The 21321-nt window shown below is 71.4% G+C and carries 17 protein-coding genes and 1 pseudogene; 7 read left to right on the plus strand and 11 right to left on the minus strand.

Annotated features, from left to right (window positions below; genetic code table 11):
• The first annotated feature begins 11 nt into the window (after positions 1–11).
• The gene (locus KUF83_RS22550; protein ID WP_254644236.1) at positions 12–818 is read left to right on the plus strand and encodes an SDR family NAD(P)-dependent oxidoreductase; all 807 of its coding nucleotides are present in this window, start codon (positions 12–14) and stop codon (positions 816–818) included.
• Between the two features lie 63 nt (positions 819–881).
• On the opposite strand, the gene KUF83_RS22555 is transcribed toward KUF83_RS22550, so the two are convergent.
• Positions 882–1832, minus strand: a complete 951-nt coding sequence (locus KUF83_RS22555; protein WP_217456596.1) for a TauD/TfdA family dioxygenase — start codon at positions 1830–1832, stop codon at positions 882–884.
• Positions 1833–1920: 88 nt separating this feature from the next.
• The gene (locus tag KUF83_RS22560; protein ID WP_217456597.1) at positions 1921–2625 is read right to left on the minus strand and encodes a TetR/AcrR family transcriptional regulator; all 705 of its coding nucleotides are present in this window, start codon (positions 2623–2625) and stop codon (positions 1921–1923) included.
• Between the two features lie 220 nt (positions 2626–2845).
• Here KUF83_RS22560 and KUF83_RS22565 point away from each other — a divergent pair, with 220 nt between their 5' ends.
• Positions 2846–4357 (plus strand): APC family permease, encoded by a 1512-nt coding sequence (locus KUF83_RS22565; RefSeq protein WP_217456598.1) that lies wholly within the window; start codon positions 2846–2848, stop codon positions 4355–4357.
• A 26-nt stretch (positions 4358–4383) separates the two neighbouring features.
• A complete protein-coding gene (locus tag KUF83_RS22570) occupies positions 4384–6042 on the plus strand; it encodes an amidohydrolase (RefSeq protein WP_217456599.1) in 1659 nt (552 codons plus the stop codon).
• A 39-nt stretch (positions 6043–6081) separates the two neighbouring features.
• Here the strand turns inward: KUF83_RS22570 and KUF83_RS22575 are convergent, their stop codons facing one another.
• Positions 6082–8889, minus strand: a complete 2808-nt coding sequence (locus KUF83_RS22575; protein WP_217456600.1) for a beta-L-arabinofuranosidase domain-containing protein — start codon at positions 8887–8889, stop codon at positions 6082–6084.
• Positions 8890–9235: 346 nt separating this feature from the next.
• Here KUF83_RS22575 and KUF83_RS22580 point away from each other — a divergent pair.
• Positions 9236–11344 (plus strand): annotated as a pseudogene (locus tag KUF83_RS22580) (ricin-type beta-trefoil lectin domain protein).
• A gap of 76 nt (positions 11345–11420) precedes the next feature.
• On the opposite strand, the gene KUF83_RS22585 reads toward KUF83_RS22580, so the two are convergent.
• On the minus strand, positions 11421–11876 hold the full coding sequence (locus tag KUF83_RS22585; protein WP_217456601.1) for a MarR family transcriptional regulator: 456 nt from the start codon (positions 11874–11876) through the stop codon (positions 11421–11423).
• Positions 11877–12089: 213 nt separating this feature from the next.
• On the opposite strand from KUF83_RS22585, the gene KUF83_RS22590 reads away from it, so the two are divergent.
• Both KUF83_RS22590 and KUF83_RS22595 read left to right on the plus strand, forming a co-directional pair.
• Positions 12090–13058, plus strand: a complete 969-nt coding sequence (locus tag KUF83_RS22590; RefSeq protein ID WP_217456602.1) for an alpha/beta hydrolase — start codon at positions 12090–12092, stop codon at positions 13056–13058.
• 354 nt (positions 13059–13412) lie between these two features.
• Positions 13413–13916 (plus strand): MarR family transcriptional regulator, encoded by a 504-nt coding sequence (locus KUF83_RS22595; RefSeq protein ID WP_308403096.1) that lies wholly within the window; start codon positions 13413–13415, stop codon positions 13914–13916.
• 19 nt (positions 13917–13935) lie between these two features.
• On the opposite strand, the gene KUF83_RS22600 is transcribed toward KUF83_RS22595, so the two are convergent.
• The 6 genes from KUF83_RS22600 to KUF83_RS22625 all read right to left on the minus strand — a co-directional run bounded on the left by KUF83_RS22600 (position 13936) and on the right by KUF83_RS22625 (position 19843).
• A complete protein-coding gene (locus tag KUF83_RS22600; protein ID WP_217456603.1) occupies positions 13936–15699 on the minus strand; it encodes a PP2C family protein-serine/threonine phosphatase in 1764 nt (587 codons plus the stop codon).
• The gene (locus KUF83_RS22605; RefSeq protein ID WP_217456604.1) at positions 15696–16766 is read right to left on the minus strand and encodes an ATP-binding SpoIIE family protein phosphatase; all 1071 of its coding nucleotides are present in this window, start codon (positions 16764–16766) and stop codon (positions 15696–15698) included. Before KUF83_RS22605 ends, KUF83_RS22600 begins: the two co-directional genes overlap by 4 nt.
• Positions 16766–17206 carry an anti-sigma regulatory factor gene (locus KUF83_RS22610; protein WP_217456605.1) on the minus strand — a complete coding sequence of 147 codons (441 nt, stop codon included), beginning with the start codon at positions 17204–17206 and terminating at the stop codon, positions 16766–16768. Before KUF83_RS22610 ends, KUF83_RS22605 begins: the two co-directional genes overlap by 1 nt.
• A complete protein-coding gene (locus KUF83_RS22615) occupies positions 17206–17625 on the minus strand; it encodes an STAS domain-containing protein (protein ID WP_217456606.1) in 420 nt (139 codons plus the stop codon). The genes KUF83_RS22610 and KUF83_RS22615 overlap by 1 nt, the downstream gene beginning before the upstream one ends.
• A complete protein-coding gene (locus KUF83_RS22620) occupies positions 17622–18521 on the minus strand; it encodes an STAS domain-containing protein (protein ID WP_217456607.1) in 900 nt (299 codons plus the stop codon). The genes KUF83_RS22615 and KUF83_RS22620 overlap by 4 nt, the downstream gene beginning before the upstream one ends.
• A gap of 149 nt (positions 18522–18670) precedes the next feature.
• Complete coding sequence (locus tag KUF83_RS22625) at positions 18671–19843, minus strand: PP2C family protein-serine/threonine phosphatase (RefSeq protein WP_217456740.1); 1173 nt, start codon at positions 19841–19843, stop codon at positions 18671–18673.
• Positions 19844–20044: 201 nt separating this feature from the next.
• Between KUF83_RS22625 and KUF83_RS22630 the strand changes: the two genes are divergently transcribed.
• A complete protein-coding gene (locus tag KUF83_RS22630; RefSeq protein WP_217456608.1) occupies positions 20045–20479 on the plus strand; it encodes a MarR family transcriptional regulator in 435 nt (144 codons plus the stop codon).
• 251 nt (positions 20480–20730) lie between these two features.
• On the opposite strand, the gene KUF83_RS22635 is transcribed toward KUF83_RS22630, so the two are convergent.
• Positions 20731–21114: an STAS domain-containing protein gene (locus KUF83_RS22635; protein ID WP_217456609.1), complete on the minus strand. Its 384-nt coding sequence runs from the start codon at positions 21112–21114 to the stop codon at positions 20731–20733.
• Positions 21115–21321: the final 207 nt, after the last annotated feature.

Here is a 21321-nt window from a genome sequence, read left to right on the forward strand (position 1 = left end):
ATGCTCGCCCGATGACCGGACAAGAGATCAAACAGGGGAGCCACCGGGGTCTGCTCGCGGACCAGGTGGTCATGATCACGGGTGCGTCCAGTGGTATCGGCGAGGCCGCGGCACACCTCTTCGCACAGGAGGGCGCCGCGGTCGTTCTCATGGCGCGCCGGGCGGAGCGGTTGCGTGAGGTCACCGAGAGGATCACCGCGAGCGGCGGTCGGGCCCTCGCCGTCCCGGGCGACGTCGCTGTCGCGGCCGACGTGGGCCGCGTCGTCGACGCGGCGGTGGAGCACTTCGGGGGCCTCGACTCCGCCTTCAACAACGCGGGTTACGCCACGGTCGGGACCCTCCTGCACGAGACGGACGACGAGGTGTACGACCGCACGATGGACGTCAACGTCCGCGGCGTGTGGAACTGCATGAAGCACCAGCTGCCGGTGATGCTGGCCCGGGGCAAGGGCGGATCCATCGTCAACACCAGCAGCACGGCGGGCCGTTACGCGACCGGTGCCTCCGTCCCGTACGTGGCGGCCAAGCACGCGATCCTGGGCATCACCCGGGCGGCCGCCTCCGAGTACGGGGAGCACGGCATCCGGGTCAACGCGCTCGTGGTCGGAACGACGCGCAGCGAGATGATCGACGAGGCGGTGCGGCAGATCCCGGACCTGGAACAGGCGTTCATCGCGCCGCAGATCCAGAAGCGCATGGCGTCGCCACGGGAGATCGCCGAGGCGGCGGCGTGGCTGTGCAGCGGGCGCTCCTCCTTCGTCACCGGTACCGCGATGCCGGTGGACGGGGGCATCTCGGCGCAGGCCAAGGCCGGCTGAGAGCCGCGCGACCGCCCGGCCGGGCACGAGCATCCGCTTCGGGCCCGGCCGGGTCGTCCGTCCTCACCAGCGCTGCGGTTCACTGCCCACGAGGGGAACCGACGGCTTGCCGTCGACGCCGACCGGTACGTCGCCCGCGAGCATCACCCGGTGCATGACGCGTGGATGGTCGAGGTGCGCCGTGTCACTCGGGGCCAGGTGCATGGTGGCCCGGTTGTCCCAGAAGGCCACACTGCCCGGCTCCCAGCGGAAGCGGACCGTGTACTCGGGCCGGGTCGCCTGGCCCAGCAGCATCTCCAGCAGCGGCGCGCTCTCCGTGCGGGAGAGCCCGAGGATCTGCTCGACGTAGTAGCCGTTGACGAACAGCACGCGCTCGCCCGTCTCCGGGTGCACCCGCACCAGCGGATGCTCCGAGGCGACCTGCCGGTCCAGCAGATGGCGTGCGTACGCGTCCTCGCCGGGCCGCGTCTGGTACCCGACCCCGAGCCGGTGCTCCGCGCGCAGCCCGTCGACGAAGTCCCGCAGAGGTGCCGAGAGTCCCGCGTAGGCGGCCGCCAGGTTGGACCAGGTGGTGTCGCCGCCGTACGGGGGCACGGACTCGGCGCGCAGAATGGTCGCGGCCGGCGGATCGACGCGGGCGCCGTGGTCGCAGTGCCAGCCGCGCAGCAGCGAGTGGCGGCGCCTGCGCAGCCACTCGTCCTGGTCCATTCCGTACCGTCCGCCGAGTTCCAGCCGGTCGGCGGTCGTCTCGATCTCCGGGACGCCGACGGGTGACGCGCTGCCGCGCCGGGCCAGACGGACCGGTTCGCCAAAGCGCCGGGCGAAAGCGACGTGGGCGGCGTGGTCCAGTCGCTGCCCGCGGAAGAACACCACCTTCCAGCGCAGCACCGCCGCCCGGATCCCGGCGACCACGGCGTCGTCCAGCTCCCCGGCCAGGTCGACGCCCGTGATGTCGGCGCCGATGTGGCCGGCGGCGGGCCTGACCTCGATCCGTGTGCCCCTGTCCGTCGTCATGCCTACTCCGTCGGTCGTGCGTGGCGGCTCGTCGGGGCCAGCATGACCTTTCCGCCCGGCGCGCGACAGTGCGCCTCGGGACAACGGGTCACGGCTGCGCCCGCTGGGCGCGGGCCCGGGCCGCGAGGGCGTCGAGCAGCAGGTCCACCGCGTGCTCGAAGGAACTGCCGGCCATGGCGTGCAGCTCGTGCCGCACCTCGGCCAGGGCGGGATAGGTCTCCGGGTCGACCGCCTGGTAGGCCTGCGTCCACGCCTGCTCGTCGGCCTCGCGCTGCTGCCGGGGGAGTGCCAGGCACGCGGCGTCCAGGGCCGCGTGACCGAGGACCGTGTCGATGAAGGCCAGGTAGAGGCGGACGGCCTGGGCGGGCGGGAAGCCGGCCGTGAGCAGCAGCCCCACCCCGGTCTCCACCGCACGGAACTCGTTGTCTGCGCGGGTCACACGGTACGAGGCCATGGCGGCGGCGCGCGGATGGGTGAGATACCCGGCGCGTACCCGCATCGCCATCTCGCGCAGCGAGGCGACCCAGTCGGGGCCGGGCGCGAATCCGGCCATGGCGTCGCCGATGATCCGGTCGGACACGGCCAGCAGCAGGTCGTCCGTGTTGCGGAAGTAGCGGTAGAGCGCGCTCGGATCGCATCCCAGGGCCGCGCCCAGGCGGCGCACGCTCAGGGCCTCGGGACCGTGTTCGCCGATGAGGCGCAGCGCGGTCGCCGTGATGAGTTCCCTGGACAGCAGGGCTCCCGTGGCGGTGGGGCGGCGGCGTCGGCTCTGCTGGGGGGCTCGGGTGGACATGGCGAGTGGTTCCTTTCGCGCCGTGGGACCGCCGGGCGGCCCGCCGCGGTGCGGGTGCGTCACCGGCGCGGCTGTCGAGGGGGCTGCGCGGGTTCAGTGAACGGCCGGCCCCAGCCTTATGTCAACGGCATTGACGCAAAGTGTGCCGACGTTGTTCCATCCATCGCATCCCCACACGGCTCTTCCTCCCTGTCCCTCTCCCTCCTCGTGAGGAGCCCTGATGTCTCTCGCCCCAGGCAAGGCCGCCCCGGACCGCCCGCCGGTGGAACTGCGCCGTTCCCTCGGTGTCGTCGACGGCGTCGCCATCGCCGCCTCCAGCACGGCGGCCACGACCAGCATCGCCATCGGCATGGGCACCATCGCCACGATCGTCGGGCTCCAGGCCCCGGCGCTCCTGCTGCTGGCGTTCCTGCCCGTCCTCGGTATCGCCACGGCCTTCGCCCGGCTGAACCGCTCGGAACCCAACTGCGGCAACGGCTACACCTGGGTCGGAAAGTCCCTCGGCCCCTGGCCGGGCTTCCTGGCCGGCTGGGTGACGCTCGTCGGATCGATCATCTTCCTCGCCTACACGAGCGCGGTGACCGGCTCGGTCGTGCTGATCTTCGCCAACAAGGCGGGCCTGGACACCCTCGCCGGGATCGCCCTCGATCCGACGTCCACCGCCGCGAGCACGGTCGTCGGACTGGTGGTCCTCGCCGCCGTCACCGTCCTCGCGATCACGGGGGTGCGCAGCGCGACCCGGCTCCAGTTCGGCCTGCTCGTCTTCGAGTACGCCGTCCTGCTGGTCTTCTGCACCTGGGCCCTGGTCACCGGCCACCAGGACTTCTCCTGGGCGTGGTTCAACCCGTTCGAGATCTCCAGCGGTACGGCCTTCGCCCAGGGCATGGTCCTCGCGGTGTTCTTCTTCTGGGGCTGGGACGCCGCCTTCAGCGTCACCGAGGAGACCCGGAGCCCGGGCGACTCTGCCCGCGGCGGATTCATCGCCCTGTTCGCCATGCTCGGGCTCTTCATCTTCGCCTCGGTCGCCTTCCAGCGGGAGATGAGCCTGACCGAACTCGTCCGCAACGGCCCGCAGGCACTGCCGTACCTCGGCGCCAAGCTGGCCGCCGAACCCTGGGCCAGCCTGCCACTGCTCGCCCTGATGTTCTCGGCCGTCGCCTCCGTCCAGTCCTCCGTCATCCCCACCGCCCGGGGACTGCTCGCCATGGGCCGCGACCGCACGATGGGCCCGGTGTGGACCCGTGTCCATCCCCGGTACGGCACGCCCGCTGCCGGAACGGTGGTCGTCATGTCGATCGCCGCCGCCATCGCCCTGCTCGCCATGGCCCTCCCCAAGCTGAGCGACATGCTGCTCGCCGCGGTCAACGCCATCGGGCTGGTCGTCGCCCTCTACTACGGCCTCACCGCCCTGGCCTGCGCCGTCCGCTTCCGCCGCGCCCGCCACGACGGACCGCGCGAGGCACTGCTCGCCGTCGGCGTGCCGGCCGTCTCGGGACTGATCCTCCTCGGCCTCGGCGGCTACCTCGGCTACTCGTACCTGACCATGACCGACCACATCGAACTCAGCCCCGACAACGGCTGGTTCATGCTCTCCCTGCCGGTCACCATCGTGCTCAGCGGCCTCGTCATGGCCGCGGTCGCCAAGTACGTCCGCCGCTCGCCGTACTTCACCTCAGGACGCGGCACCGACGCCGACGCCCTCGCCCTCCCGATGGACCGCACAGCCGTCTGACCACTCTCCCCTGGAGCGCCGAACCCATGTCCCACCCCCAGGCCGCCGACCTCGTCCTCACCGGCGGACCCGTGCACACCGTCGACGCCGCGCGCAGCCGGGCCACCGCCGTGGCCGTGCGCGGCGGGCGGATCGTCGCCGTCGGACACGACGAGGTCCACGAACTGATCGGAACCGGCACCGAGGTCGTCGACCTCGCCGGACGACTGCTGCTGCCCGGCTTCCAGGACGCCCACGTCCACCCTTTGGGCGCCGGCACCGAACTGGGCCTGTGCCATCTGAACGACACCGTCGACCCGGGGGAGTACCTGCGGCGGATCAGGGCGTACGCCGACGGGCATCCCGAGGCCGAGTGGATCACCGGCGGCGGCTGGTCCATGGAGGCGTTCCCCGGCGGCACGCCCACCGCCGCGCTGCTCGACACGGTCGTCGCCGACCGGCCGGTGTTCCTGCCCAACCGCGACCACCACGGCGCCTGGGTCAACTCCCTCGCGCTGCGACGGGCCGGCATCGACGCCCGGACCCCCGACCCGGCCGACGGACGCATCGAGCGGGACGCCGGGGGAAACCCCACCGGCATGCTCCAGGAGGGCGCGGCGCACCTCGTGTCCCGTCTGATGCCCGCCCGCACACCCGAGGAACAGCTCACCGCGCTGCTGCGAGCCCAGGCCGTCCTGCACGCGTACGGCGTGACGGCCTGGCAGGACGCCATCGTCGGCGAGTTCGCCAACATGACCGATCCCACGCCCGCCTACCACGCGGCCGTCGACCGGGGTCTCCTCACCGCCCGGGTCGTCGGCGCGCTGTGGTGGGACCGGGGACGCGGCGCCGAGCAGATCCCCGAACTCGTCACCCGCCGGGCCGAGTCGAGCCGGGGGCGGTTCCGCGCCACCAGCGTGAAGGTCATGCAGGACGGCATCGCGGAGAACCACACCGCCGCACTGCTCGGCCCGTATCTGACCGGCTGCGGCTGCGCCTCCGACAACTCCGGCATCAGTTTCGTCGAGCCGGACGAGCTGAAGAAGTACGTCACCGAACTGGACGCGCTCGACTTCCAGGTCCACTTCCACGCGCTCGGCGACCGGGCGGTGCGTGAGGCACTGGACGCGGTGGAGGCCGCCCGCACGGCCAACGGACGGCGCGACACCCGCCACCACCTCGCACACCTTCAGGTCGTGCACCCCGAGGACGTACCGCGCTTCCGGGCGCTGGGCGCGACCGCCAACCTGCAGGCGCTGTGGGCGGCCCACGAACCGCAGATGGACGAACTCACCATCCCGTTCCTCGGCCCCGAACGAGCCGCGTGGCAGTACCCGTTCGGGGACCTCCTGCGGGCCGGGGCGACCCTCGCGGCGGGCAGCGACTGGCCGGTCAGCAGCCCCGACCCGCTGGCGGCGATCCATGTCGCCGTCAACCGGATCGCCCCCGACGCGCCCGACGGCACCCCGGCCTTCCTCCCCGGTCAGAAGCTCGACCTCGGCGCCGCCCTCGCCGCGTACACCGCGGGCAGCGCCCACGCCAACCACCTCGACGACAGCACCGGCAGCATCACCGTCGGCAGGCTCGCCGACCTCGTCGTCCTGGACCGCGACCCCTTCGCCGGGCCGCCGCAGGAGATCGCCGCCACGCGGGTCCTCCAGACGTTCGTCGACGGCCGCCGGGTGTACGCGGCGGCCGACGCGTGACGGACCGGCCCAGGGCGGACCCGGACGACCTGCGGGGCATCAGGACGCGTACGAGGCGTTCTGCGCGGTGGTCACCACCTTCTGGCCGTCGGCCTGGGCCAGGAGGCCCGCGGACACCCAGGAGTTCACCGTGCTCTGCACACGCGAGACCAGGGCGGCCTTTCCGGTGAACGGCGCGCCGGCCCAGATCTCGTCCAGCAGCGTCGTGCCGTCGGACTTCGCCGGGTTGGTGACGCCGGAGTCGCTGGTGCCGAAGACCACCTTGGGCTCGGAGCGCCGGAAATAGGCGTGGGTCGGGTCCTCGGTGCCTTCGAAGAACGGGGCGAACTCCGTGCCGTTCAGCGTGTAGTGGAGCGGCTTGCCCGCCACGGGGGCGAGACTCGGCAGCAGGTCGCCGGAGAGAGCGGCGTTGCGGTAGAGCCCGAACTGCAGGTAGCTCGTGGCGCTGTTGCGGCCGACCAGGTTGACCGGGCCGTAGAACAGGGTCTGGAGTCCCGGGTCGTCGAGTGCCTTCTCGACCCGGGCCCGGAAGGGAATGGTCACCTTCACGACGTCACCGGCGCGCCAGGTCCGCGAGACGGCGAAGTAGCTCCCGGCGGCCGGAGTCCCGCTCACCGCCTTGCCGTTGACAGTCACTCTGAAGCCGCTCGTCGCCCAGGACGGCACCCGCAGCCGCAGCTCGAAGGCCGCGCTCCCGCCGCCGATGGTGAGGGTGGAGCCCTGTTCCCTCGGGTAGTCCGTCGTCTGCGTGACGGTGACGCCCTTCTCGGACCAGGTCAGGGTGGTGGGGCTGTACAGGTTGACGTACAGCGCGCTGCCGTCGGCCTTCTTGAAGTACACCGAGTCCTGGTACTTGGTGGCGCTCTCCATGCCGGTGCCCTCGCAGCAGGTGGTTCCCTGCTTGGGGGTGTAGTCCCGGACGTGCCCGGGCGTCAGGCCGATGAAGTAGGTGACGAGGGGCTTCTCGGCGTCGGCCCTGTCCTGCTTCGAGCCGAGGACCTGGTTGTAGAGGGCCCGCTCGTAGTAGTCCATGTACTTGGGGTCCTGCTCGTGGAAGAACAGCATGCGGCTGAGCTTGAGCAGGTTGTACGCGCAGCAGGATTCGGCGCTGGTGTCGCTGATGGTTCCCGCGACGACCCCGCGGGCCTTCCAGAACTCGGCCGTGCTGGTTCCGCCGATGCCGAACATCCGGTGGGGGACGACCATGCCCCAGAAGTTCTTCGCGGCGGTGAGGTAGCGCGTCTCACCCGTCACGTCGTACAGCCTGACCAGACCGGTGAAGATCGGGATGTGCTGGTTGGCGTGCAGGCCGTCGAGGGTGTCGGTGTTCGCGGCGCAGGCGTCGATGAGCTTGTCGAGGTCGAACAGCCTGGCCAGCGCGAGGTGATCGGCCTTGCCCGTGAACGAGTACAGGTCGACGATCGTCTCGACGATGCCGCCGAACTCGCCGCTGGAGAAGATGCCCCACATCCGCTGCAGGGTGGAGTCGGGCAGCTTGGACAGCCGGGAGTACATCCAGTCGCACATGCCCGACGCGAGGTCGAGCGCCCGGGCGTCGTCCGTGGCGAGATACGCGTCCAGCAGCCCTTGGAGGATCTTGTGCGCGGTGTAGTAGGGCGCCCACACCTTCGTGTAGTCGGCGCTGGTCCTCGACTCCAGGTCGATGAACTGCGTCTCCGGGTACGCGGCGAGGAACCCGGCGTGGCTCGGCCCGCCCCAGGTCCGGCGCAGGGTGGCGGTCAGCCCTCGGCCGGACGCGTCGGCGAAGGTGCCACCGGTGGTCTCGTCGAAGGTGTACGAGGCCAGGGTGCCGCGCCCCGCCGAGGAGGCGGCGGCGCGGTTGCTCTGCAGTGAGGTGATCTCGGCGGCGGTCAGGGCCCGTGACCAGACGTTGAACTCGTCGTAGGCGCCGGCGAAGACCGGGTCGTCGAAGTTGGAGCGGCCGAGCCAGTTGTTCGTCAGGGCGCCCAGCGACGAGGGGTTGAGCGTCATCGAGGTGTTCTGGGCGACGGAGGCGCCGTTGACGTAGAGGGTGCCGGTGCTGCCCGAGATCGTGACGGCCAGGTGGCTCCACTGGTTCAGCGGGAGGGCGGCGGTGCCGTTGAGACCCTGTTCGCCGCCGGGCCCGCTGGTGGTGATGGCGAAGCGAGGTACCCCGCCGGCGTTGCGGGCGGCCAGGTACATGTAGCGGGTGTTGTTGTTGCCGAAGTCGAAGACCCGGGTCCAGTTGGCGTTGTGGGTGGGCCTGACCCAGGCCGACAGGGTGATCGCGGCCGACCCGTTCAGTACGGCGGCCGGCAGGTTGACGTACTGGTACGAGCCGCGCACGTTCTCGGCGGCGGTGCCGAACTTCCCGGTGACGGCGAGAACGGCCGGGTCCTTGCGCAGGGCCGCGCGCACGTCGGTGAGCGCCCCGAGCATGGTCCGGATCCTGTCGGCGTACGCCTGGTCGCCGGTGCTGGCCCAGGCCTGCGACAGCATGGTCAGGAAGTGGCCGGTGTAGTGACCGCGGAGGTTGCCGTTCGCCTCGCCGTCCAGGCCCTCCCAGCCGCCGGGGGCCACCGCACCGCCCGTGGAGAGACCGGCGTTGGCGCGGAAGACCTGGAGCAGCCGGTTCACGTCGTAGCCGCGGCCGTGGTCGAGCATGAGCTGGCGTTTCGAGGCGAAGAGGCCCTGACCGACCTTCACGTCCTTGAGTTCGAACGGCCGGAGCGTCCAGGCGGACGGGGCCGGCAGCGTGGCCGCCACGGCGGAGCTGCCGCCTCCCGCGGCGTACGAGAACGCCGGGGTCGCCGTGGCGAACAGGGCGGCCTGGAGCAGTCTGCGGCGGGGGAGGGCGGGGGGCATGCGGTTCCTCGTCTCTGCGCGGGGTGAGGGCCGGGCTGTGATGGGCGGAGGTCGCGAATGTTCGAAATCCCGTACGCTGTGCGGAAGTTCGACCAAAACATAGGTTTGGGGTGCGATCACGTCAACGCTTCCGGCAGGTTCAGTTCCGGTTGGTTTCACGCGGAGGACCCGCGGCGCGCGTTGTTCCGGAACTCTCATGTCACGGTTGGAAATCCGGTGGTGACCATCCGTTGACTTGCGCGTGGTGAGGGCTCTAGCTTCGCGTCACCGGTTCGGCAGTTCGAGCATCGTTCGATATGTCGACCCATCGTGCGCTGGGTTGTCGCGCCCCCCGGAAGGAACCCCCATGCCCCTCCCGCATTTCGTACCCCGTGCGAGACGCCTGTGCAGAACCGTCGTGATCCGCGCCGCTGTTCTCGCGCTGGCCGCCGGCGCCCTGGTCGGCCTTCAGGGACAGGGGCAGGAGTCCGTCGGTCCCGGCCTCACGCAGCCGGTCGCGGTGACGTCGAACCAGATCCCGGTCCCGGCGGCGCCGATGGGCTGGGCCTCGTGGAACACCTTCGCCGCGAAGATCGACTACAACGTCATCAAGACGCAGGTCGACGCGTTCGTCGCGGCGGGCCTGCCGCAGGCCGGCTACAAGTACATCAACCTCGACGAGGGCTGGTGGCAGGGCACCCGGGACAGCGCGGGCAACATCACGATCGACGAGTCGGAGTGGCCCGGCGGCATGAGCGCCATCGCCGACTACATCCACAGCAAGGGCCTGAAGGCGGGCATCTACACCGACGCGGGCAAGGACGGCTGCGGCTACTACTTCCCGACCGGCCGTCCCGCGGCTCCGGGCAGCGGCAGCGAGGGCCACTACGAGCGGGACATGCTCCAGTTCTCCAAGTGGGGCTTCGACTACGTCAAGGTCGACTGGTGCGGCGGCGACGTCTAGGGGCTCGACGCCAAGTCCTCCTACCAGGCCCTCAGCGACGCGGCCGCGAAGGCGACGGCCGCCACCGGCCGGCCGCTGACCCTGTCGATCTGCAACTGGGGCAAGCAGAACCCGTGGAACTGGGGTGCCGGTATGGCTGCCCTGTGGCGCACCAACACCGACATCATCTTCCACGGCAACGCGCCGTCGTGGGACAGCATGCTGACCAACTTCGACACCAACGTGCACCCCGAGGCCCAGCACACCGGCTACTACAACGACCCGGACATGCTCATGGTGGGCATGGACGGCTTCACCGCCGCCCAGAACCGCAGTCACATGAACCTGTGGGCCGTCTCCGGGGCGCCGCTCCTCGCCGGCAACAACCTGGCGACCATGAGCACCGAATCGGCGAACATCCTGAAGAACCCCGAGGTCATCGCCGTCGACCAGGACCCGCGCGGCCTCCAGGGCGTCAAGGTCGCCGAGGACAGCACCGGACTGCAGGTCTACGGCAAGGTCCTCGCCGGCACCGGCAAGCGGGCCGTCGTCCTGCTCAACCGCACCGCGAGCGCGAAGAGCATGACGGTCCGCTGGTCGGACCTGGGCCTCACCAACGCCTCCGCCACCGTGCGCAATCTGTGGACGCGGTCCGACGTGGGCGCCTTCGGTACGAGCTACACGGTCGACGTCCCCGCCAAGGACTCCGTGATGCTCACGGTCACCGGCGCCACCGAGGCCGCGAGCAGCACGTACGAGGCGGAGGCCGCGGCCAACACCAAGGGCGGCGCCGTGGCCGACGCCACCTGTGCCAACTGCTCCGGCGGCACCAAGGTGGGCGGGGTCGGCAACGGCTCCGCCAACACCCTGCGGTTCAACGGTGTGTCGGCGGCCGACACGGGCATCAAGGTCGTCGACATCGCCTACACCAATGGTGACAGCGCGGCGCGTACGGCGGTCCTCCAGGTCAACGGGCAGACGGCCACCAAGGTCTCCTTCCCGCCGACCGGTTCCTGGTCGACTCCCGGCACCGTCTCGGTCGAGGTCTCCCTGGGGAAGGGATCGGCGAACACCCTGACGTTCTCCAACGGCTCCGCCTGGACGCCCGACCTGGACGCGATCGCGGTACGACCGCTGCCCGGCACCAACGGCACGCAGTTCGCGGGGCAGCAGTCGAGCCGCTGCCTGGACGTCGACAACAACACCATCACCAACGGCACCCAGGCCCAGCTGTGGGACTGCGCGGGCGGAGTCAACCAGTCCTGGACGTACACCGCCCGCAAGGAACTCGTGGTCTACGGCAACAAGTGCCTCGACGCCAACCAGGCGGGAACCAGCAACGGCACGAAGGTCGTCGTCTGGGACTGCAACGGCGGCAACAACCAGAAGTGGAACGTGAACGCCGACGGCACCGTCACCAACGTCAACGCCGGCCTCTGCCTGGACGCCTTCAACGGGGCGACCGCCAACGCCACGAAGACCGTGCTGTGGACGTGCAGCGGGGCCGCGAACCAGAAGTGGACGCGGCGGTAGCCCGGTGTCCTGATGCCACGAAAACGCGGGGGCCCGGTCCGGCAAGGACCGGGCCCCCGCGTTTCGGGTCGTGCTGTCAGCGCGTGACGTTGGCGGTGAGCAGGCGGAGCAACTGCTTGGCCATGGCGTCCTGTTCGGGGCTCAGCCCCATGGCGTCACCGATCGCGAGGGGGACCGCGTCCGCCCGTTCCCGAAGGTGCGCCCCGGCGTCGGTGAGCCGCAGGGCGACGGAACGCTCGTCCTCCGTGCGGCGCTCGCGCCGCAGCAGCCCGTTCGCCTCCAGGCGCTTGAGGAGCGGCGAGAGGGTGCTGGACTCCAGCTGCAGAGCGGTGCCCAGGTCCCGTACGGAGATCGCGTCCTGTTCCCAGAGGACGAGCATGACCAGGTACTGCGGGTACGTCAGTCCCAGCTCGTCCAGCAGCGGCCGGTAGCGGGCGGTGACCGCCCGGGAGGCCGCGTAGAGGGCGAAGCAGAGCTGGTCGTCCAGCAGGAGCGAGCCCTCCTGCGCCGGTTCGGCTCCGGCAGCGCTCACGGTGTACCTCCCTGGATCCGCACTCCGAGCCCGGGGGCCCCGTTCCGCCCGGCCGCGGTGATCTCCACCCTATCGTTCAAGTCGACCCGATCGTATCGTGCCCTAATAAGTTGTGTGCGACTTAGTCGTGCGCTACTGTTTTGGCTGTGCCGCCGCTTCCGGCGAAGTCCGCCCGCGGAGCCTGCCCACGGCACCAGATCCGAGGAGATCGCCATGACCGACACGACCGGTATCCGTCCCGTCCTCGAGCCCGCCGCCGCGGCCTTCGCCGAAGCGACCGCGAACCCGCCGTACCTCTTCGACCTCGGACCCGCCGAAGGCCGCAAGGCCGTGGACGAGGTCCAGTCGGGCGACATCGCCAAGCCGGCCGTCGACGAGGAGTGGATCACCGTCCCCGGCGGCCCCACCGGCCAGGTCCGCACCCGGATCGTCCGCCCCGCGGGCGCCACCGGCACCCTGCCGGTGATCCTCTACATCCACGGCGCCGGCTGGGTGTTCGGCAACGCCCACACCCACGACCGCCTGGTGCGCGAACTGGCCGTCGGTACGGGCGCCGCGGTCGTCTTCCCCGAGTACGAGCTCTCGCCCGAGGCGCGCTACCCCGTGGCCATCGAGCAGAACTACACCGTCGCCCGCTGGGTCACCACCGACGGCGCCGGCCACGGGCTCGACGCCTCCCGCATGGCGGTGGCGGGCGACTCCGTCGGCGGCAACATGAGCGCGGCCCTGACCCTCATGGCCAAGGAGCGCGGCGACGTCACGCTCGTCCAGCAGGTCCTCTTCTACCCGGTCACCGACGCCGCCTTCGACACCGGCTCCTACCGGCAGTTCGCCGAGGGCTACTTCCTGCGCCGCGACGCGATGCAGTGGTTCTGGGACCAGTACACGACCGACGAGAAGCAGCGCGCCGAGATCACCGCGTCCCCGCTGCGCGCCACCACCGAGCAGCTCACCGGTCTGCCGCCGGCCCTGGTGGTCACCGCCGAGGCCGACGTCCTGCGCGACGAGGGCGAGGCCTACGCCGGCAAGCTGCGTGAGGCCGGCGTCCCGGTCACCGCGGTCCGCTACCAGGGCGTCATCCACGACTTCGTGATGCTCGACGCCCTGGCCGGCACCCACGCGGCCCGCGCCGCCGTCGGCCAGGCCGTCGCCGTGCTGAGGAGCGCCCTGACCGCAGGCTGACCCTCCCGGCCACCGGAACCCGGCCCTCTTCGCCCCCGCACCACGCACACGGGGGAGGGGAGGGCCGGGCCGTTCGCGGTCCTCGGCGGCACGCGGGTCACGCATTGAAGGAAGTCAGGCTGTGTACGGTCCGGTTCTTCGGGTAGGGCCGACGTACATGACCACTGTCCTGGCCGGAGTTGACTGAAAGAGAAGTGCGTGTGACCACTCCCGTGCCGGATCTCCGCCGAACCCGTCGAGGCGGGTTCCCTCGCTTCCCCCGTACGGCGCCGATCCGTTCACCCGTCTCCCCTGCCCCCTCTCCGGGGCGCACCCGGCAGGATCGCGACAGGGCTCGTGGACACTGACCGCGCCGTGAGCTGCGCACAAGACCCGGGCCACCGGCCCGACCCGCTTGCCGATCAGGTACTCGACACGGTGGAGAGCCTGGTCGCGCTGTGGGTCGCCGCGGCCGAGGAAGTCACCCCCAGCCTGTCCATGCGGCAGCTGCTCGCCCTGCAGACGGTCCGCCGCCGGCCGGAGCTCAATCTCACCGCTCTGGCGGAGCACCTGGGCATAGCGCTGCCCACCGCGAGCCGGCTGTGCGGGCGGCTGGAGACCGCCGGCCTGCTGCAACGGACCGTTCAGCCGCACAACCGCCGTGAGGTGCAGCTGGTGGTCACCCCGCAGGGGCGCCGTCTCCTGGCGGACGTCACCGAACGCCGGTCCGTGTGCCTCGCCGTCGTGTTCGAGGCGATGACACCCGAGGAGCGTGCCTCGATGCAGCGGGGGCTGCGCGCCTTCCACCAGGCCCATTCCCTCCTGCGGCCGGAGCCGGCCACGCGGGGGCAGGACACCCGGCCCGGCGAACAGCGGTGACCGGCGGCCGGGGGCACTCTCAGGAGGACAGCCCGGTGGGGGAGGGCCGGGCCATCTCCGCCGCCCTGCTGTGCAGATGGCACAGCAGGAGACACACGTCGTCGTCCCGCTCGGAGTCGCTCAGCAGCGGATGCAGGAGGCTGTCGGCGGAGCCGTCCAGGTCTGCGTCGAGGTCGGCGGACCTGAAGGTTCCCAGCGCCGTGGCCAGACGGGCGATGCCCGGGTCTATGCCCTGCGCACGCCGTTCCACCAGACCGTCCGTGTAGAGGGCCAGGGTCGAACCGGGCGTGAGGGTCACGGTGTGGTCGTGGATCTCCTGCTTCAGCGGGATGCCCAGCATCGCCCCGGGCTTGGCGTCGAGCGTGTGCACCTGCCCGTCGGGGGTACGCAGCACGGGCGGCGGGTGGCCCGCGGCGGCCCAGGTGAGGGTCGGGTCCTCGGGGTGGAAGCGCGCGATCACGGCCGTGGCGTACAGGTCGGGCTGCAGGTGGTGCAGGAAGATGTGCAGACGGGTGAGGAGCTGGCCGGGAGAGCCTCCGTCGACGGCGTACGCGCGCAGCGCCGTGCGCAGCTGGCTCATCATGACGGCGGCGTGCAGCCCATGGCCCGTCACGTCGCCGATCACGGTGATCAGGCTGCCGTCGGGCTGACGGAAGGCGTCGTACCAGTCACCGCCGATGTTCAGACCGTGGGTGGCCGGCAGGTACCGGGCGGCCAGACGCAGTCCGGGGGTGGGGGGCAGGTCCGTGAGCAGGGCTCTCTGCAGGGTCTCGGCGATGTCCCGGTTGTGCTCGTAGCGGCGGGCGTTGTCCATCGCGATGCTGGCGCGGCGGGTGAGCTCGATCAGCATGACGGCGTCGTCGGCGTCCCACCGCTCACCCGGCGGGGAGAGGATCAGCACCCCCAGGGGTGAGCGTCGCGTCGGCAGCGGAATGCACAGCAGGGGCACCGCGGGATGCAGCGTGGACGGGGGCTGGTCGTCGACGCCGGACAGGCCGCCCGGATGGTCGGCGGCGTACTGCGGTCTCCCGCTGCGGGCCGCGACGACCGCCGCGGCGGGACGAGGCGTGTGCACCGGCTCGTCGTCCTCACCGTCGAACAGCCACACGTCGACACTGCGGGCGTACTCGGGAACCAGGAGGCCCTGCAGACGGCGGACGATCTCGTCGTGGTTGAGCGAAGCGGTCAGCACGGCACTGGCATCGGCGAGGAACGTCAGCCTGCGCCGGGCGCTCTCCGCTTCCGTACGCGCTGCGCGCTCGGCCGCGAACAGGTCGCGCTGGGTCCGGCCGGCCGCGTCCAGTTCGGCGTGCAGGGCGAGCACGCCCTGATTGGTCTGGTGGAGCTCCTCACGGTGGAAGGTGACCAGGTCCTCCTGCTCGCCGAGTTTCCGCAGCACGTGGACCGTGTCCTCGTCGGCGCCCAGCAGCGCCTCGGCCAGCGTCTCGGGGTCGTCCGCCCCGAGCCCGGCGACGTCCGTCGGCTCCACGCCCTCGGCGCAGGCGACCGTCATGTGCCACGGCGTCCGCGCGTCGGCGCCCGCGCCGTCGCACGAGGTCACCTCGGCCCGCAGCCGGCTGTCCTGCGGCGGCGTCGTGGTCGCCGCCAGGTCGAGCCGCCACGTGCCGCCCTTGGCGAGGCACTGCCGCAGGTGCGCGCTGAGGGCGGCCGTCAGACGGGTCCGCTCCATGCCGGACACGCCGTACGCGGCTGCCAGGCGTGCCGTGTCGATACGGGCCCGTGCGGCGTCGGTGACGGTGGTGATGTGCCAGGTACGAGTCATGGGGTGCGGTCCGGCCGGGTGGGGGCCAGTACGGCGACGGCGGTGTCGTCCCTTACCGGCCGGGCGGAGCTGCTCGCCTCGCGCACCGTCACGGCGGCGATCACGGCAGGGTCGAAGGACGGGAGGCGGGCGTCGGAGGACGGAATCCACCGGCTGGGCAGGCCGTCGGTGTGCAGGACCAGCAGGCAGTCGGCGCCCCACGGCACCTGCTGTTCGGGGAGGGTGTGGGGCCGGTGGGCTCCGACGATGCCGGGACGGGACAGCAGCGGCCGCCAGCCGTCACCCGTGCGCAGCCGGGCACCGATGTTGCCGACACCGGAGAAGTGCAGTCGCCCCGTGTCGGCGTCGAGCTGGGCCACGGCGACCGCGGCGCCCCGCGTCGACCGGAGCGCCGTGTCGAGCTGCCGGAGCATCTCCGCGGGCGGCAGGTGGCCCGAACGGTGCAGCGTCTCGACCGCCGCCGACGACGCGACCGCGGCCTCGCGGCCGTGGCCCAGCCCGTCGGCCAGCATCAGGGTGGTGCGACGGCCGTCCCGGACCCACGCCCAGGCGTCCCCCGAGTACTCGGCGCCGGCGAAGGGAACGTTCACGCCACCCGCCCGTACCGTGGCGGCGGCCGGCACCGACGTGTCCGCGGTGCCACCGGCGCGGGCGGGACCGATCCTCGCCAGCGCGACCGTGCCCCTGCCCGGCACGCTGTGCAGCTCGAAGTCGTCGGCGACGCGCCGGCACGCTCCGAGTCCGGCGCCGAGCGAGGACGCCGTGGAGAAGCCGTCCCGCAGGGCTGCCGGTACGTCGGCCATGCCGGGGCCGTGGTCGATCGCGGCGATCTGCACGACGGACATGCCGCCGGGCACCGCCCCCGCCGCCGGAGCCACGTTCTCTATGAGCAACTGGCCCCCGCGCCCGTGCTTGAGCAGGTTCGTGGCGAGCTCGGTCGCCACGAGGGCGGCCGCGGCGGTGCGCTTCCCGTCGAGACCGGCGAGGCCGGCCGCGAGCTCCGCCGCGACCCTGGCATCGCGCACGCGTGTCGAGTCGTGCACCGGGACGTCCCAGACCCGCGGCATCACATCTCCTCACGCGGGCGCGGCGGACGCCGGGCCCAGGACGTCACGGTGACCTTGGTGCCCGCGCCGGGGCCGCAGTCGACCGCGAACTCGTGCACCAGACGCCGGGCACCGCCCAGGCCCATCCCGAGGCCGTCGCCGGACGTGAAGCCGTCGGTGAGGGCCCGGTCGAGGTCCGGGATGCCGGGACCCTCGTCGGAGAAGACGAGGCGGAGCCCCTGGACATGGCCGTCCGTCAGACAGGTGGCCTCCACCTGCCCGCCTCCGCCGTGCACCAGGGTGTTGCGGGCCAGCTCGCTCGCCGCGGTGACCAGCTTGGTCTGCTCCACCAGGCCGAAACCGAGCTGAGCGGCACTCTGCCGCACGTGCTGCCGTACCCACACCAGATCCATGTCCGAGTGGATCGGCAAGCAGGCGTCGACACAGCCGGCTGTCTGCATCACAAACTCTCCTGGCGTGTGCCGCTGGGACGGGACGTCGACGGTTCCTTGGCCAGGAGGCTCAGGGCCTCCTCCGTGCTGAGCGCGGTCAGCAGACCGGGCAGCGTCAGCCCCAGCTCCACCAGGGTGATCGCCACCGCGGGCCGCATGCCGGCCACGACCGTCCGGGCCGCGAGGAGGCGGGCCTTCGCCGCGATCTCCGCCAGCACCCGCCCCAGGAAGGAGTCGACGATCTCCACACCGGAGATGTCGATGATCACGCCGGTCGCCGAGCTGCGCGCGATCGTCTCACTGATCTCCTGCTGGAGCTGCTCCGCCGTGCTGTCGTGCAGATCGCCCTGGAGGGTGACCAGAAGGACGTCGCCGAGCCGGAGAACCGGCACGTGTCCCCAGGGAGGGCTGGAGTGCGCGTCCGTCACCGCGTCCCCGCACCGTGGGGCGCCGGGGTCACGATGTCGGTGCCCTGCTTGTCGAGGGCGTACGCCAACGCGTCGGCGAGGCTCGCACGGGTGATCACCGTGCCCAGGTCGAGGCCGAGGTGGACGATGGTCTGCGCGATGGCCGGCCGGATGCCTGAGACGACGCACTCCGCTCCCATCAGCCGTGCGGCCGCGACCGTCTTCATCAGGTGCTGTGCCACGAGCGAGTCGACGGTCTGCACGCCGGTGATGTCCAGGATCGCGAACCGGGCGTGGTGCTCGACGACGGAGTCGAGGAGCGTCTCCATCACGACCTGGCTGCGGGCGCTGTCGAGCATGCCGATCAGCGGCACGGCCACGATGCCGTCCCAGAGCTTGATGACGGGGGTGGCGACCTCCAGCAGCTCCATCCGCTGCCGGTCGATGAGGGCCCGGCCCTCGTTCAGCGCCGACTCCATGACGACCAGGCGCAGGGTGCCCATCAGGGCGGTCAGCGCGGTGGCGCACTCCCGTACGTACTCGGCCGGCGCCTGCGGCAGGTCGGCCACGAGGAGTTCCACGGCGGGCGGCCGCAGGGCGTCCACCTCGTTGGACACCTGAGCGGGGCCGGCGCCGGCGCGTGACCGCGCGGCGGCCGTCCTCGTCAACTGCTCGCGCACCACGGTGAAACCGGCCGCCTCGGTGTCCTCGACACGTCCGGCCGCGGCCACCGCGGCCAGCGCCTCGATCACCGCCTTGCCCGCTTCCACCGCTTCGTCCCTGGAGACGGTGAACACCGAGCGGAACAGCGGCGCGTCGGCCCACCGCTGGGCGATCTGCTCACGCCGACGCCGTAGGAAGTCCCCGACCTCCTGCGCGGGCGATCCGTGCTGTCCTGCCGTTTCGTGCTCCGGCACCTTGTCTGTCTCCTCACTGCTTCGGATCGCTTCGACCTCGCTGGAAGCAACGAGACGGCGATGAAACCATTGCCGGACGACAACTGTAGCTGTGGCCCCACCCGGCACAACACCTCGTCCGGCTTCGGAGGTTCGGGCGGGCGCCGGCCCTAGGGCTCCGGCTGCCTTCCGTACCAGTCGACACAGACGACCAGCGCGTCGTCGTCCGCCTCGATCTCGCCGCGGTGACCGGTGAGCTCTCTCAGGACGGCCCCGGGGACCTCGGCCGGCGGCACCAGGCTCGTCGACGAGATGGCCCGGGCCAGCGCGCGCTCGCCGTACCTCTCGCCACCCGGCCCCGCCACCGCGTGGACCCCGTCGCTGACGAAGACGAGCCGGTCGCCGGGCTCGATGGTGAACTCCTGGGCCACGTAGTCGGATTCCTCGAACATGCCCAGCGGGAGCTGCGCGTCGAAGTCGACGGCCGTGACGGTCCTGTCGCGCAGGCGCAGCATCTGTGGTGAACCGGCGTCGACGACCTGCAGGCGGCCGGTGGACAGTTCGAGGTCCAGCAGCAGTACGGACAGATACGCGTCACCGCGGTAGTGGGCGTGGATCGCCTGATCGGCCAGGGCTGCCTGGTCCGCGATGGGGATGCCCGCCCTGCGCGCGTTGCGCAGCGCGTTGATGCCCAGGCTGGTCAGCAGTGAGGCCTCGATGCCCTCGCCCATGCCGTTGGTGACGTACAGCATCAGGTGGTCGGCGGTGGCGCTCCAGTCGAAGTTGTCGCCGAAGACGGCGTAGGCGGGCTGCAGTTGGGCGCCCAGCGCGTACTGGGGTCCTGCGCAGGAGCGCGCGGGCAGCAGCTGCCACTGCATCTCCGCTGCGAGCGTGAGCCGGTCCTTGCGCCGCGCCTGGAGGTACAGGTCGGTGTCACGCTCGGCGACGACCACCTCGTGGCCCAGGACCTCCGCCACCTCCACCAGTTCGGCCGCGCACTCGGCGGCCGCGTCCGCGGAGGGCAGGGTGACGGACAGGACTCCCAGCCTGTCGCCGCGCACGGTCACGGGCAGGTGGATGCGCGCCGCGCCGCCCGCGCACTCCTCGGTGACGGGCTCCTGGGCCCCGAAGGCCCGGCCGGCGGGACCGGTGTGCACGGACAGGGGGGCCAGTGTGTGGGGCAGCGCGGACACGGGCTGCAGCACGGTCAGTCCGTAGTCGGCCATGAAGAGTTCGACCTCCCGCGCCGCGTAGCGGCCGCACAGCACCTCCCGGACCGCGTCCAGCAACTGGTGCGGAGCCGCGGAGCGCAGTGCGCGCTCGGCCGCCACGAATCTGTTCACGATGTCGGACACGCCGTTCTCTCCGCGTCGGGGGTCTCGTGTTCGCGCCGTCGCGAACGCGACGGCGCCGGGCTGCGCCTGCCCGCGCAGGTGAGGCGGGCGGGCGGCCCGAAGCGGCGGGCTGACAGCGTTCGTGAAGCCTGGAAGAGTGTCACCGTGACTTCCTCCTCCGCGCGCCCGCAGCCCCATGAGGTGGCGCGAGTGACCTCCGAAGCGGCGGAGCTGCTCGAGGTCCTGTGGGGGCGCGCCTCGACAGCGCCCGTCTCGGCGTCCCAGCTGCGCGTGCTGTTCATCCTCGAACACAACGAGGGCATCAACCTGCGCACGCTCGCGGACGCCCTGGGGTCCACGCCCCCGTCGACCAGCCGGCTGTGCGACCGCCTCCAGGCCGTGGGGTTCGTCGAGCGCAGGCCCGGCGCGACGAGCCGCCGCGAACTGCGGTTGTACCTCAGCCGTCGGGGGCGTGCGTTCCTGACCGACCTGCGCTCGCGCCGCGAGCGGGCGCTCCAGTCCGTACTGGAGCAGATGCCGGCGGTACGGCGGACCCAGCTGCTGCAGGGCCTGGTGGCGTTCTGCGCCGCCGCGGCGCAGGAGATCCACGAGGACGACACCACCGCCGACGCCAGGACGGCCTGACCGACCCGCCGTCCGCCGCGGGGCACCGGCAGACACGGGAACCCGCACAGGACGCGCTTTGTGCGGGGGCAGGTCCCGGTCGACAGCTGCATCCCGGATCCCTCCCGCGCCCGCGCGCCGCTCACCCTCTTGCTTCGCCTTCTTGCTTCGGCCCACTGTTTCTTGTTTCGACCCATTGTTGTCAAACGGCAACTGTTGTACGTGAGTGCGCTCCGCCGTCCCTCTGGCGGCGGGGCGCGCGGGAGCGTGGTTCAGGCGCGGGGCTCGCCCTGCTGCTTGTCCACGAGGGCGAGTGCGTCCTCGACACTGTCCGAAAGGGGAACGGTGATGCTCACACCTGTGAGGTCGAGGACCCGCCGCACGGCCGGAGTCGGCGAGACGATGTGCACGCTTCCCTCCGATTCGCGGGTCTGCTGGTACGCGCGGATGATGATGTTCATACCGGACGAGTCCATGAAGGGCACCGAGGCGAGGTCCAGCAGGAAGTGGCGACGGCCGTGCTGGAACTGGTTCGCCAGGTGATGCTGCAGTCCGGTCGCGGTGTCGATGTCCAAGTGGCCCTCGACCGTGAGCAGGACGACTCCCTCGCGCGGCAGAGTGACCTCGACGGACAACGGGTTCTGGGCTATGGACACAGGTACCTCCCACAGGTGTTGACGGCTTGGGCTGGCTACCCCCGCACGCGGATTCGATGCCGTCGGTACCGGTCCGCGCGACGTGATCAAGCTCTCGTCCGCGCATGCTCCCGGCACGCGTCGGACACGTCGGGCGGAGGGCGGACGCGCGCGTGACGCACCACGCCGTTCACGGGTCGCCCCTCGCCCGCGGGTCTGTGTCTCTCG

Source organism: Streptomyces sp. BV286, assembly GCF_019090165.1.
GTDB lineage: Bacteria > Actinomycetota > Actinomycetes > Streptomycetales > Streptomycetaceae > Streptomyces.